Below are 13,668 nucleotides of genomic sequence, written 5' to 3'. Positions count from 1 at the left end.
GGCCATGATTTTGATAAAAATAATATGGTTTTAGTATAAAATAAGATATATGCAGTAATAAAATAGTCACCTGTAGATTTCTATTTCAAATAAAATTTAAGGAGAGAATGAAATGAAACAATTCCCGGGATTTTCACATGGAATAAACCTTGGTGGATGGCTGTCACAGTGCGATCATACCAAAGAGCGTTACGACAATTTTATTACAGAGAGCGATATCGAGAAGATAAAGAGCTGGGGTCTTGATCATATAAGAATTCCTGTAGACTACGATCTTGTAGAGGAGAAGGACGGAACTTATAAAGAGGAAGGCTTCGCATATATCCAGAAGGCTCTTGACTGGACCGGAAAATATGGTCTTAATACAGTTCTTGATCTTCATAAGACTTATGGCTACAGCTTTGACAGCGGCGAGCAGGAAGCGGGATTCTTTGAAAATGAGAAATTCCAGGAGCGCTTCTATAAGCTTTGGGAGCAGTTTGCTCAGCGTTTCGGAAAATATGAAGACAGACTTGCCTTTGAGCTTTTAAATGAGGTAACAAAGCCTGAGTACGGTGAGACCTGGAATCGCATTTCAACCGAGTGCATCAAGAGAATCAGAGTTTATGCTCCGACAATCAAGATTCTTCTTGGCGGTTATTACAACAACAGTATTGTTGCACTCAAGGACATCTGTGATCCTTATGATGAGAACGTGGTTTACAATTTCCACTGCTATGAGCCTTTGATCTTCACACATCAGGGAGCACCGTGGATTGAGACTATGGATCCGAACTTCCGTATGGCTTTTGATTCCACATATCGTCAGTATGATGAGAATGCTTTTGCTCAGCTTGGAAACAGACCTGAGGAAATCAAAGTTGATGATCCCGATAAGAAGCTTGGAATCGAGTACTTTGAGCAGTATATGCAGGAGGCTGTAAGAGTAGCCGAGGAGAGAAACGTTGCACTTTATTGCGGTGAGTACGGTGTTATCGAGAGAGCTACTCCCGAGGATGCATTAAAGTGGTATACAGCAATTGGAACCTGCTTTAACAAGTACAATATCGGACGTGCTGCATGGAGCTACAAAGAGATGGATTTTGGTCTCTCTGATGCCCGTATGGACGGTGTGAGAGATGAAGTGCTTAAGATGATGTAATATTTCATATTACGAGACTATAGATACCTTCCCTAATATTCTGGGAAGGTATTTTTTTCTGCAAAAATCTTTGATTTTCCTGTAAAATAAAGGTTGATACTGCCGTAAGGCTTTATGAATGGGAGGATGAAATGCGAGCGGTTTTAACAAGGGTATTATCTGCTTCAGTTACAATAGATGGTAAGAAGGTTTCAGAGATAGGAAAGGGCTTTTTGGTTCTTCTGGGAGTCAAGGTGGGTGATACAGAGCAAGAAGCAAAAAAGATTGCCGATAAAATCTGTGGACTCAGGATTTTTGAGGATGAGAATGGTAAAATGAATATTAACCCCAAAGATGCGGGGGCTGAACTTTTGATAGTAAGTCAATTTACTTTATATGCGGACTGCAGTTCAAGAAGACCGGGCTTTACGGACGCTGCAAGACCGGAGGTCTCAGAGCCTTTATATGAGCTTGTGGTTTCCGAGTGCAGGGACAGGGGCTTTAACGTACAAACAGGCGAATTTGGGGCAGATATGAAGGTTGAATCGGTAAATGACGGGCCGGTGACTATTGTGCTGGATATAGATAAATAGAAACGAGGATATGGATATGAAAGAGAATGTTTTACCGCTTGATACCGGGCATTTTATAATACAGCCACAAAATATGGAGAATCTTTGGGATGAAGAGTGGGATGTATGCCTAAAGAGTGGAGAGAAAAAGAAGATAGGCAGCCTTAGCTTTGAGAATACCAACGTCCATGGGGAGATCCATTTTAGTGTTTCATTTGATGAGACCTATAAAGGGGGACATATTTCGGAGATATTTTATGCAGTGGCCAGCTTTGTATTTAAATCCGAGAAGGTTAAGGAAATCTGCACTGTCTGCAGACATGAGAACGAGAACCTTGTCCGAGGGCTCGAAAAAGCAGGCTACGTCCTTCGGGAATTTAAGGACGGAAATGATTATTACTCCATGAAAAAGCAGAAGACTTCCTGGACAGGTTTATATGTCATGATTGGAATGATAGCCGGGTTTATTATCGGAATAACTCTGTCAAACTTGTGGATGGGAACAATTTCAGGAGTTGTAATAGGCACGGTTATCGGATTTCTTATGGATAAAAGAGAGCAGGATAATACCGAAAGCAAAAAATTAAGGACTTGAATCTCTTCAAGTCCTTAAACTTTAGTCGGAATGACAGGATTTGAACCTGCGGCCTCTGCGTCCCGAATATCGTTACGGACTTTTTATCTTATACCGTTTTGTTACAAAGCCGCTTATTTCCTGCATTTCTATAGGATTGCATATACAGTATAACATGAGGTAACACAGAATAAAAACAGAATAAAGCAAAAAAGTTAGAACAAAAGTTAGAACAGAAAGCTTTTTGAGAATCCTATCCAGGAGATTCTCAGAGAGCTTTTTTTGTACCTGTAAAGGGGAGGAGAAAAAGTTTAATGGCAGTACTAAAGAACAAAACTCAGGGAAACTACACATTGGTTTCTCAGAATATTATGAGAGACAGAAGCTTATCGCTTACAGAACGTGGTATGCTTCTGACTCTTCTTTCCTTACCGGATAGCTGGCAGCTTACCATCAAAGGCCTGTGTCAGATCCTTCCGGATGGAAAAGATAAGGTATCTAAGACGCTGAACAGTCTCATAGATAAAGGCTATATCACCAGGGAACAAAGTAGGGACGGCGGAGGAAAGTTTGATTCTACAATCCTTGAAGTCCATGAGACACCTGTCATTCCGACAGAGCCAACACAGCCAACAGATCCTACTGATCCCAAGAGAAAGGTTATTAAGGAATTCTCGATAAAACCTGACTCTTCACCGTGTCCTGAAAAACCGGATGCGGTAAATCCGCATGCGGAAAAACCGTGTCCGGAGAATCCGCCACAATATATTAATAATATATCTAATAACTATAAATCTATTACTAAAGAAGTGTGTAGTGAGGAGGACACACTCACGGACAGCGAATATGAAGATCTGGTTTCGGAGTTTGGCAAGGGAAGTGTTGACTACCAGATACAGCGTATCAAGGATCGCGGCTATAGGGGATGCCTTAACTACGAGACTATAAAGGCCTGGTGTAAGGAAAGGCAGGCCCGCCCGGCTACAATGCCTGGTGCGCCGCCAAGGAAGAATGCATTTTGCAACTTCGAGCAGAGAAATGACTATGACTTTGAGGAGCTGGAAAGACAGCTTCTGTGCAACTGATGAACAATTATTCGAGAGAATGGAGGAATTTAAGGTATGAAAGATTTGTTTTTTGATGGAAAGTTAGTGATCGGAATTGATCACGGTTATGGAAACATGAAGACCAGAAACGAGGTCTTCAAGAGCGGAGTTAAGGCATATGGCGAAGAGCCTGCAATAGCGACCAACGTATTGCAGCTTGACGGCATGTATTATGTCATCGGTGAGAACCATAAGGTTTTCATTGCTAATAAGGATGGAGATAATGACTACTACATCTTAACCCTTGCTGCTGTGGCGAAAGAACTTGAGCTTAGAGGCTTAAGATCAGCTGATGTGATCCTTGCTGTAGGACTTCCGCTACACTGGATGTCCAAGCAGAAGGATTCCTTCAGGGACTACCTCATGAGAAGAAAGGAAGTCAGCTACAGATTCTGTGGCAGGTATTATCACATCAGAATCTGCGATGTAGCGATATATCCTCAGGGATATGCTGCTGTTGCGGCTTCTCTGCAGGACTATAAGGGAGTTCACATGCTGGCAGATATTGGAAACGGCACCATGAACACACTTGTGATCACAAATGGCCGCCCTCTTTCCGACAAGAAGTTTACCGACAAGATCGGTGTTCATGAGTGTGTTAAAAGAATCATGAATGAAGTTCAGGCAGAATGCGGAAAGGTTCCTGATGAAAGCGTTATTGAAGATTTCCTCATTTACGGTACTGCTGATGTATCCGAGAGAATCCAGAATGTGATGAGGCGCGAGGCGGTCAGATATACCGAGATGATCTTCGATAAGCTCAGCGAATATGAGTATGATCCGGAACTTGTTAAGCTCCATATCATCGGAGGCGGTGGGTGCCTTATAAGGAACTTCGGAAAATATGATGCTTCAAGCGTAGAGATCGTTGAAGATATCTGTGCTACAGCCAAGGGCTACGAGGAACTCTATAACGCACAGCACCAGCTTAGGAAGGGAGCTTAAGCTCTTTTCCCGGAGGTGACTGTATGTCAGAAAAGAGATTGAGCCTCAGATTTCGTATGGATAACCCCCAGGATAAAGAAGCCTGGGAATTACTCCAAAGGATTTCTGAAGAAGAAAACACATCCAAGAATGCAGTGGCTCTCAGACTTATATGTAAGGGTGCATTAAATACTGAGTCCACGGAAGGTTCTTCATTGAACACTGTGGCAGAAAGAATCGCAGATTTGGTTGTAAATAAAATAGGTGCAGTTCAAATACAGGATAAAGAAATGCCTGTAACCGAAAGTAATGTGAATTCGACCACAATAGCCAAGGATGAACCACAGACATATGAATATAGGGCTGTCAGCAAAGAAGCCCTCAGTTTTCTTGATGAATTTTAACGTGGCATCACTTTGGAGCCACCACAAAAATTCATATGGCATCAAAATGATGCCATGGGAGCGAAAACTGAGATTGCTCGCTGACGCGAGGCGATTTACCAGAAATGATATAGGCGCTGTTCGCACCCATATCATTTCTTCCCGAGCCGTAGATACAAGACCACTGCGAAGGGGCAAATAGTCCACCAGACTGTTTGCTCCTTCTTCGTTTGCCAGTATGAAGAACATGAACACCACTTCCTGGCGGAACTGACATTCATGCTCTCCATACCGGCATCGTGTATCTCCTCCCGGGCAAATCGCAAGACCACATATTTTCCCATCGCCCCGACGCACCGCCCCATACTTAAATGCCGTATCGGCGATGGAAAAATATGGCAAGTTTCGCAAAGTGGCAAGCCACATTGCACCGCTTCATCGAAAACGCCTATCGGCATTCTCTCTTTCGCTAAACTTGCCAGATGGGCTTTGCCCCCTTGGAACCCCCAGCAAAGGTTTATCCAACCTCTGCACACCGGAGCCGACTACCGGACTTCAGAAAAAGAAATCATCCCCCGGATAATTTCTTTTTCTACGTTCGATAGTCTAGAGGCTCTGCCTCTGCACTCCGCCAAAGGGATCCGCTTCCCTTTGGAAACCAGCGAATATATATGAAAGGAGCATGATAAGCATGTCAAAAGCTAAACGCAGAAGAAATAAAGCAATCACCATACGCATGAATGATTTTGAATATGATGGATTACAGGAAAAAATAAAAGAATCCGGATTGACACAGCAGTCATTTATCATAAGTGCAATCCGTGACTCAAACATCGCCTCTGCCAAGGAGTTAGAGGTAATAAAGGATATCAGCAGGAATTTTGCTGATCAGGACAGGCAGCTAAGAGGAATAGCCACCAACATTAATCAGATGGCACATGTTGCAAATGGTCAGGGTCTCTTACCAACAGTAGAAAAAATGGATGAGATTGCTGATATGATTTTGGAATTTCGAAAGGAGGATGATAACAGATGGCGATTAATAAGGCAGTCGGTAAGCCCGCTAAAAGCCACGGGGGCTTGAGGAACACCATAGAGTACGTACTAAAGGATGAAAAGGTCAGGGAAGGCTATCTGGATGTGATCGGGCCTTATCTTGAACCTACAGTCAACTACGATGCGGTGTATAGGGCCTGGTTGGAAGAAAAGAAACTGTGGGATAAGGATTCGGGAAGGATGTGTGCTCATAACGTCATCAGTTTTCACAAAGATGAACAGGTCACTCCTGCTGAAGTCCTTGAAATAGGAAGGGCTTTTACGGAGGAATTCTTTTCAGGGCACCAGAGCCTTATTGCAGTTCATCAGGACAGAGACCACCTTCACTGTCATATCGTAACCAACAGCGTTTCCTATATTGATGGCAGAAAGCTCCATCAGTCTAAAAAAGACTTGGAACAGCAGAAGGTATTTACCAACAACCTTTGCCGTGAAAGAGGACTGCATGTAGCTGAGAAAGGACATCACTTTGATGGTACTCCTATCGAGTCAGGCGAGATCATCACATGGAACAAGAATACTTACAAGCTTCTTACCAATGACTCAAAAAAGAGCTTTTTGGCAGACTGCGGAATTACTCTTATGGAAGTAATCCCAAAGTCAGCCAGCAAAGAGGAATTCATTTCCGGAATGGCAGAGAAAGGCTGGTCTGTGAAGTGGGAGGATAAGCGCAAGCATATAGTATTTGAAAATGAAAACGGAGATAAAGTCCGTGACAGCAAAATTGAAAAGACCTTTGCAGGTCTACACGTGAACAAGGAGGCACTTACAAATGAATTTGAAAGACAGAAAGAAATCAGACTCAGTGACAACAGAGCAGACGAAGAAAGAGAATCTTCAGCAGAACTCATCCCAGCAGACTTCGAGAGATACTATGCAGAAGTTGAATCAGCCATCGCTGGACTTGGTGGTGGAGGCTCAGTCGAAGGCAATACAGGAGCAGAAAGCAGTGCTGAAGCAGAAGGACGAAACGATAGAGGACCTGAGGAATCAGATACAGACCGCCTTGTCAGAGAAGTCAGATTTGACATCTGTAATAGCAGATCTCAGAGCAGAGATATCCTCCGTGCAGATCGTGAATCAGCAGCTCGTGACAGAGAACGACAGCTTGAGGAACAGCGCAGGACTCTTGACCAGGAAAGAGCAGCAGAAGCTCGAAGAAGAACTCACCACCACTCAGGGCCTTCTCTCTGATACAAAGAAACTAGTCAATATGTCCAGTGTTGAAGCCGTAAGAAATGCTCAGGCAGCCCAGACGGCTGCCGAGGCTAAGGCCAGACAGGATGTTGCTGACTGTAAAGAGGAAGCTAATAGCAAGGTTTCTGAAGCCATCACTGCAAAGACTGATGCAATAAGGCTGGCCAATACCAAGATCAAAGCTGCTAAGAAAAGAGAACAGATTGAATGGGGATCACTTATCGTAACACTATATTGCTGCCTCATGGCTTATCCTGCCTTCTTAGAGGATGCATGGGAGTTCATATCAGCTCCCATTCTGTGGGCTTTGAATAACCTTAGCATCTATGCAAAATGGATGGCAACACCCTATTATACCAAGTATGTAGATGGCAGTGAAAAACTCTTTGCTTACTCTGCCGGAGTTGCATGGCTTCTTAGGGTTCTATCATTTGCACTTCTGATTGCAAGTATCGCCGGAATTAGCTTTGGAATATACAAACTATGGCTATACTACAGAAAGCGCTGGTGCAACCTTTCTCTGAAAGTCCTGCTTTTATCTCTGGCTGTGATGATTGTATTTGGATCAGGCATCAAGAGCATTATAAGCATAAATCTCGTATTGTTCTTGGGAATTATCCAGATAGTGTATCTTGTAGCCCTTATATATCTTGATGGATATTTTGACGGCAGAAATAAAAGAAGAGTTTGGATACAGGTCCAAAATATGTGATTTAGACTGCAATTCCAAATCGATGGATCTGGAATTGCGGTTTTTCTAATATTGTCCTTTTGAGACTAGCTTCCGGAGAGCCATGCACAGTTGCAGAGCTTTTAGGCGGAGCATAACTTGCTACTGTGTGTATGACAAACTCGGAGTGTTCTTTATTTCCATTCGCAACGAAGAATACGCATCATAACGAAGTCACTGTACTCACCATTGTAATAATACCCTTGTTCCTGTATGCCTTCCTGCTTAAAACCAATCTTCTTATAAAATTCCAAAGCATCTGTATTAAGCCCCACTACACCTATAGATACACGGTTCATGTCAAATTCTTCAAATGCCATATCCAGTATTAATCGTATTGCCTCTGTGCCGTACCCTTTGTGCTGGCTCTTAGGATCAGGAATAATAATTGTTAAATCAGTACAATGCCAATCCGGGAACATTCGAAGCAGTCCAGTTTCACCAATAACATTTCCATCAAGGTCCGTGATTGTAAACCAAACCGAATCTTCTGATTTGTGGGATGCATTGATATACTTTTTCTCCTCTTCTTCATTCGTAGGGCGTTCAAAGCCACACTGAAACATAACCATAGGCTGATTGAACCAATGAGCAAAGAATTTTGCGTCTTCTTCTCTTTGTTCTCGTAAAATGACTCTTTTTCCAATAATCTCTTTATGTTCCATAATTTCTCTCACTTTCTATGTCTCTAAGAAGAATAATTTTTGAATATTGCCAACTTGCTCACAATGACGCAGATTTCAAGTCTGTACAACCTGAGGTTGAAATCAAAAGAGTCCCTTCAATGTACATAGTCATTTCCCGCATTCTCTTCGCATATCAGCAGTATCTTGAACTGCTTGGGATAGCCAATCCGCATTCACATAATCCAGCGGGATAACCATCTCTTGTATTTTGTCATCCTTCCCGGGTCTTTTGACATCTTCAGGGATATAGCTCAGTCCCACTTCATGCAAACTTAATACACTGTCATGAATCCAACCAACAGCCTGGCCATCACAGTATAAGCAATAACATCCGAACATCTTTTTCGTTTCAACATTTAAATCTGAAAGGTGCGCCATCCATTCCTGAACAATGCTATCTTCTTCAAATGCCATACCTATTCCTCAGTTCTTTCTTTAATTTGTTGGGATATTTTAACAGTACCACCACGAATTAGCTGCTCTCCTACCTCATGGAAGCCCTGTTTTGCATGAAAAGCCAGACTCTCTTTATTATAAGGGATAGTAGTAATTGCAGCGCCTACTATCTCTATGTCATTTACTTTGGCATAATCGAATGCATATTGATATAACTTGCGTCCTAAACCTTTTTTCCAGTATTTTTTATCAACAACAACTCTGTCTATATAAAGGAATTTGGAATACCGCTCTTTAAACCATCTATAGCTCTTGAAATCATAGTCCTCAAGACCGTCTCGTAAGGCAATGATAAAGCCGGCAGGATTCTCATCTACATAGATAACATGAAAGAGCACTGCTTTTTCTGCAAGGTATTCCAGTTCTTCTCTGTCCGTAGGTATCAGGACATCGACATTTTCTTCATTCAGTTTTAGAACATAGTTATAATCCGTTGGTTCTATTCTTTTAATGATTTCCACACAGAAGACTCCTATCTATATGTAAATTATTTCTATAATTATTAAAAAATGATCATTATTGAGAGTTGCTATAGTCGCTTTGATACTAGATGCAGAGTGCAATAGCTTTTATCTTTGAATACTACACCTTTGTCAATATAACCGTTTCTTATGAAAAAATCCAAATCCCCGTTTGGAAACACTCCCTTTTCATCAGTTATCGCGATTATTTCCGAATATTCTCCACGTAAATGCTGCTCCAGCGCTTGTAATGGGGCTGTCTTATAATCGTATTCCGAATCAGACCTATATATGCATGTGATAAAAGCAATATGCTTACCACGTGGAATGTCGTATGGAATGATTTCTGACGGCAAAAACTCTACTCCACCAAGCATTTTCCCGTCGTCATCCATATTAAGGAATCCATAACAGTCACCATACTGTTTTAAAAAACCGGCTTTTTTACGGCAGTTACTTATGTTTGCATTCTCACAGCATTCGCAAGCTGTCTCAATGTTTTTGGCTGTTATAGCCTCTATATTACCTGCCACAACCTGTTGGGATAAAGTGCACATATATGGCTTTTCGGTAGGGTAAGCTCCTTTAACCACCTGTTCTAAGAATGATCTGCTGATAGGACTATAATACCTTTTATTATTATCCAAAACCATCAAAGTCGGATAAAACATCCCCATATTCTTCGCAGTTTCAGGATCTTCTGAAATATCATGGTAATAAATATCCAGTTTATCCCTATATTTTTCCAAAAGCTGTAACATGTCATCATTCAGAGGACATTGATAGGAATAATAATAAAAATCTAATCTCATTTGTCTTTTCCTGCATTAACCAACATTTGGTTCCCTCTAGCAAAATACATACATCTACTATATACTTTTGCGTCAATGAAAAAAAGCAGATTATTGCTACTTTGAGGAATCCAATTCCAAAAAGAGAGCTACCAATATTTAGGAAGTACAGACACCGGTTCTTCCGGCACAGCTCTTTCCGGCAGCGCATCAAGCCCTATTGTCTTTCCGAAGAAAGCGCTCTTTCTCAGGTCCTTGCAGGCATTGATCGTAGTCCTGATTATCCAGGCTTTTTCATGCTCGCGGCTATCAAATCTTTGGTGGGAGGACAGGTATTTCAGTATTACATTCTGGCAGATGTCCTCTGCGTCATATGTCTGGCGTAAGTAACTATAACTGATCCTCAGTATCATATCAGCATATGTTTCCAGTATCCGCCTAGCTTCTTTTTCCTCCATGACAAAACTCTGTATTTTTTAGAAGGCCTTCTAACTATAATACGATTCATACCGCAGAAACATATCACCCAAAATAAAGATTTAGCAACATGCTATCCTCCGCTATTCTCAATTAAACCCAACAAAACAACTAACAGTTGTAATAATTCAAAATTACCTCCATTGTTATCAACCATTGGTTTTGTTATCATACAAATGTGATTTGAATCAAGGAGAAATGTGCACATGAAAATCGGTCAAACAATTGCAAAGATAAGAAAAGAGCGCGGTATTACGCAGGAGCAATTAGGGAAAGCTTTGGGAATTTCCAGCCAGGCTGTCAGCAAGTGGGAAAACGGTGGATCTCCTGATACAGAAATGCTTCCGGAAATTGCAGATACTCTTGGTGTTACGATAGACACTCTGTATGGTCGCTCCAACGAACCTCATAAAGATATGAAAACCACTCTTCTGAACTGGCTTTCAAAATTCCCTAAAGAAAAGCGTATGTACAAGTTATTTTCTTTACTATGTTGTACTCTTGGACATCCATATTATGTCGACATAAATATACAGAGTGCTGATGGAAATGAAATAATAAAATTACCTATAAGCAGTTGTTACTCAATTGATGCCAGCATGCCCAAGCAGACTGCGTGGTTCAGATCTGCAATCATTTTAGATAATGGAATTCAACTTGCCATACCGGCTGAAGACTGTCCTCTGTTCATGGTAATGCCAGAGCCAGTAGACGGATACGAACTCCACTTTTCTGATAATGAAGAATATCGTACTCTTTTTTCTACGCTCGCAATGCCCGGAGCACTTGAAATATTGAGAACACTGTATGCGAGAAAATCCAACTATAGATCCAAAAAAGCTATAGCAAAAGCGGCCCATATTTCTGTGGAAACAACAGAAAAATTACTTATTAAGCTTACAGAATGCAATATCCTCAAAAAGACAGAGGTAGAACTTGAAGATACCCCTATAGAAACCTATTCATTAAATGACAGTAGTGATGTCTTTGTTCCATTCATGCTTCTGTCTCGCTGGCTAAATGAAAAGAATGATTCGTATCTTTGCTATTGGAATGGCCGCAAAAAACCAATATTAACCAAGGAGCAGAAAAATGAAAAGCCATAATTCAGCAAACCATCTGCGCACAGCGCTTTATGAAAACAACATAGCCACCTTCGTGGCAGCTATTATATTTCAGATACTAGGAGCTTCGTGTAATCTCATTATCTCATGGCAACTTGGAGCTGCTTTGGATGCAATAAGCTCATCTGACAGACTTTGCCTATATCGTCTTGGGATATTTGTTCTCATAAGTGTTCCAACAATCTTCCTTATCAATACAGCAGCAACAATCATAAAGGCAAGGTTTGTACATCGTGGAATCAGTCAGTATAAAACGAAAGCATTCGAAATCCTAACTAAAAAATCCATATCAACAATATCAGGCGAAAACACCGGCAAATATCTTTCAGCTTTTACAAATGATTCCATCTCTGTTGAGACAAATTACCTTAATAATATTGTTCTGTTTGTTTACTATGTTTCCATGCTGATAATGACACTTGCAATGATGATTTGGTATAATCCCTTGCTGACTCTTATCGTGATCATTCTTAGCTTCTTGCCTGTTACAATATCCGTTTTAATGGGAAAAGAACTGGCTGGACGGGAGAAAAAGGTTTCTGACAAAAATGAACATTATACTTCGAAACTAAAGGATATACTTAGTGGTTTTGCTGTAATAAAATGTTTTAAGGCTGAAAAGCGCTTAGAGTCTGTTTTTTGTGCCCAAAATCATGCACTGGAAGTGTCCAAAGAAAAACGCCGCAGGTACTTGGGAATCATTACGTCAGCTTCTGAATCCTCCGGGATGGCAGTTCAGTTCTGCATTATTTTTATTGGAGCTCTTTTTGTTTTTAGCGGGAAGCTGACAGTAGGATCCATCCTTGTATTCGTAAACCTTTGCAATTTTGTAAATCAACCGGTTCAGAATATCCCGACCTGTTATGCAAACTTGAAAGCAGCAAAAGTTCTTATTGATAAATTCGGCTCAATACTAGATGAAACAGGGAATACATTAGGAGCTCCGGCTCCACAGGCGATAAAGAGTAACATAGCTGTGCAGAATCTTTCATTTGGATATGAAGCATCTTCGACCATCCTCAAAGGATTATCCTGCAACTTTGAATCCGGAAAAAGTTATGCAATAGTTGGCGGATCGGGATCCGGAAAAACAACTCTCCTAAAACTTCTTATGGGTTCATACAGAACCTACGACGGATTATTATCTATAGATGGAACTGATGTAAAATCCTTTTCTTCCGACAGCATGTATGACCTAATGAGCCTTATAGATCAGAATATTTTCCTGTTTGATGATACCATTCGGAATAATATCACCATGTTTGCTTCTTTTCCAGATGAAGAAGTTAATAGGGCAATCAAGCTTGCTGGCTTGGAGGACGTGATAAAAGAAAGGGGCGAAGACTATAGTTGCGGAGAAAACGGAAACAAACTTTCCGGTGGCGAACGCCAGCGGATTGCCATTGCACGAAGTCTTCTCAAAGGAAGCAATGTCCTTCTTGTTGATGAAGCAACCGCTTCCCTTGATAACGAAACTGCAAAGCATGTTTCAACAGCTATTCTTGCCTTAAAGAACATGACACGCATCGTTGTCACACATAGACTCGATGAGCAAATCCTGAAGCAATATGACGAAATAATCATGTTAAAAAACGGGATAGCATGCGAGATTGGAAATTTCAAGGATCTTATGGAAGAAAAGGGGCAGTTCTATTCACTGTACATGGTTGCTGGTAATTAATTATAAAATCACATGCCGCGTTACTATTCACGGTCTAATGATTGACTAAAAATATATAAGTGCTGATTGATGCAAGAGGTCGTAAACTCAGATTATGTCTGGGGTTACGGCCTCTCTGCATTTTGCACTAATTTCTGATTGAAAGTTTGTGGAAAATAATGGTACTATATAACTAAATAATACCAATACACGTATTGACATAAATATTGGTATGATATATAATAAATAGTACCAAGTACAGTTAAGGAGGTTGGATGAAAGATGTCGATAGTGAAGTACACAAACAAAAAGACTGGAATGATTGCCGTTTACGAGTCTACATCTCATTAT

16 protein-coding genes are annotated in these 13,668 nt (G+C 41.1%); 11 read left to right on the top strand and 5 right to left on the bottom strand.

All coding sequences use genetic code 11. The features are described from left to right. The first annotated feature begins 112 nt into the window (after positions 1 to 112). The 9 genes from BLR42_RS16105 to BLR42_RS22900 all read left to right on the top strand — a co-directional run bounded on the left by BLR42_RS16105 (position 113) and on the right by BLR42_RS22900 (position 7,644). On the top strand, positions 113 to 1,141 hold the full coding sequence (locus tag BLR42_RS16105) for a glycoside hydrolase family 5 protein (protein ID WP_022761731.1): 1,029 nt from the start codon (positions 113 to 115) through the stop codon (positions 1,139 to 1,141). A gap of 131 nt (positions 1,142 to 1,272) precedes the next feature. After that, positions 1,273 to 1,713, top strand: a complete 441-nt coding sequence (gene dtd, locus BLR42_RS16100; protein ID WP_091871261.1) for a D-aminoacyl-tRNA deacylase — start codon at positions 1,273 to 1,275, stop codon at positions 1,711 to 1,713. Between the two features lie 16 nt (positions 1,714 to 1,729). After that, entirely contained in the window at positions 1,730 to 2,287 is a 558-nt protein-coding gene (locus tag BLR42_RS16095) for a GNAT family N-acetyltransferase (protein ID WP_170832831.1), read from the top strand. A 293-nt stretch (positions 2,288 to 2,580) separates the two neighbouring features. Then, positions 2,581 to 3,351: a helix-turn-helix domain-containing protein gene (locus BLR42_RS16090; protein ID WP_091871256.1), complete on the top strand. Its 771-nt coding sequence runs from the start codon at positions 2,581 to 2,583 to the stop codon at positions 3,349 to 3,351. Positions 3,352 to 3,387: 36 nt separating this feature from the next. Further along, positions 3,388 to 4,317 carry a ParM/StbA family protein gene (locus tag BLR42_RS16085; protein WP_091871253.1) on the top strand — a complete coding sequence of 310 codons (930 nt, stop codon included), beginning with the start codon at positions 3,388 to 3,390 and terminating at the stop codon, positions 4,315 to 4,317. Positions 4,318 to 4,340: 23 nt separating this feature from the next. Beyond that, positions 4,341 to 4,700, top strand: a complete 360-nt coding sequence (locus BLR42_RS16080) for a hypothetical protein (RefSeq protein WP_091871251.1) — start codon at positions 4,341 to 4,343, stop codon at positions 4,698 to 4,700. A gap of 646 nt (positions 4,701 to 5,346) precedes the next feature. Continuing rightward, complete coding sequence (mobC, locus tag BLR42_RS16070; protein WP_278289361.1) at positions 5,347 to 5,763, top strand: plasmid mobilization protein; 417 nt, start codon at positions 5,347 to 5,349, stop codon at positions 5,761 to 5,763. Beyond that, positions 5,712 to 6,929 (top strand): relaxase/mobilization nuclease domain-containing protein, encoded by a 1,218-nt coding sequence (locus BLR42_RS16065; RefSeq protein ID WP_242879382.1) that lies wholly within the window; start codon positions 5,712 to 5,714, stop codon positions 6,927 to 6,929. Before mobC ends, BLR42_RS16065 begins: the two co-directional genes overlap by 52 nt. Continuing rightward, entirely contained in the window at positions 6,865 to 7,644 is a 780-nt protein-coding gene (locus BLR42_RS22900; RefSeq protein WP_170832829.1) for a DUF6040 family protein, read from the top strand. Before BLR42_RS16065 ends, BLR42_RS22900 begins: the two co-directional genes overlap by 65 nt. A gap of 152 nt (positions 7,645 to 7,796) precedes the next feature. Here the strand turns inward: BLR42_RS22900 and BLR42_RS16055 are convergent, their stop codons facing one another. The 5 genes from BLR42_RS16055 to BLR42_RS16035 form a co-directional block, all read right to left on the bottom strand. Then, positions 7,797 to 8,327: a GNAT family N-acetyltransferase gene (locus BLR42_RS16055; RefSeq protein ID WP_091871240.1), complete on the bottom strand. Its 531-nt coding sequence runs from the start codon at positions 8,325 to 8,327 to the stop codon at positions 7,797 to 7,799. Between the two features lie 129 nt (positions 8,328 to 8,456). Then, positions 8,457 to 8,762, bottom strand: coding sequence for a hypothetical protein (locus tag BLR42_RS16050; RefSeq protein WP_091871238.1), 306 nt, complete (start codon positions 8,760 to 8,762; stop codon positions 8,457 to 8,459). A gap of 2 nt (positions 8,763 to 8,764) precedes the next feature. Next, a complete protein-coding gene (locus BLR42_RS16045) occupies positions 8,765 to 9,265 on the bottom strand; it encodes a GNAT family N-acetyltransferase (RefSeq protein ID WP_091871235.1) in 501 nt (166 codons plus the stop codon). Positions 9,266 to 9,333: 68 nt separating this feature from the next. Continuing rightward, positions 9,334 to 10,077 (bottom strand): hypothetical protein, encoded by a 744-nt coding sequence (locus BLR42_RS16040; RefSeq protein ID WP_091871232.1) that lies wholly within the window; start codon positions 10,075 to 10,077, stop codon positions 9,334 to 9,336. A 128-nt stretch (positions 10,078 to 10,205) separates the two neighbouring features. After that, positions 10,206 to 10,514 carry an RNA polymerase sigma factor gene (locus BLR42_RS16035; protein WP_091871229.1) on the bottom strand — a complete coding sequence of 103 codons (309 nt, stop codon included), beginning with the start codon at positions 10,512 to 10,514 and terminating at the stop codon, positions 10,206 to 10,208. 225 nt (positions 10,515 to 10,739) lie between these two features. On the opposite strand from BLR42_RS16035, the gene BLR42_RS16030 reads away from it, so the two are divergent. Further along, the gene (locus BLR42_RS16030) at positions 10,740 to 11,639 is read left to right on the top strand and encodes a helix-turn-helix domain-containing protein (protein ID WP_091871226.1); all 900 of its coding nucleotides are present in this window, start codon (positions 10,740 to 10,742) and stop codon (positions 11,637 to 11,639) included. After that, entirely contained in the window at positions 11,626 to 13,338 is a 1,713-nt protein-coding gene (locus BLR42_RS16025; protein ID WP_091871224.1) for an ABC transporter ATP-binding protein, read from the top strand. The genes BLR42_RS16030 and BLR42_RS16025 overlap by 14 nt, the downstream gene beginning before the upstream one ends. Positions 13,339 to 13,668: the final 330 nt, after the last annotated feature.

The organism is Butyrivibrio sp. INlla16, assembly GCF_900104155.1.
Lineage (GTDB): Bacteria > Bacillota > Clostridia > Lachnospirales > Lachnospiraceae > Butyrivibrio.
This window is presented reverse-complemented; position numbering and strand designations above follow the sequence as displayed.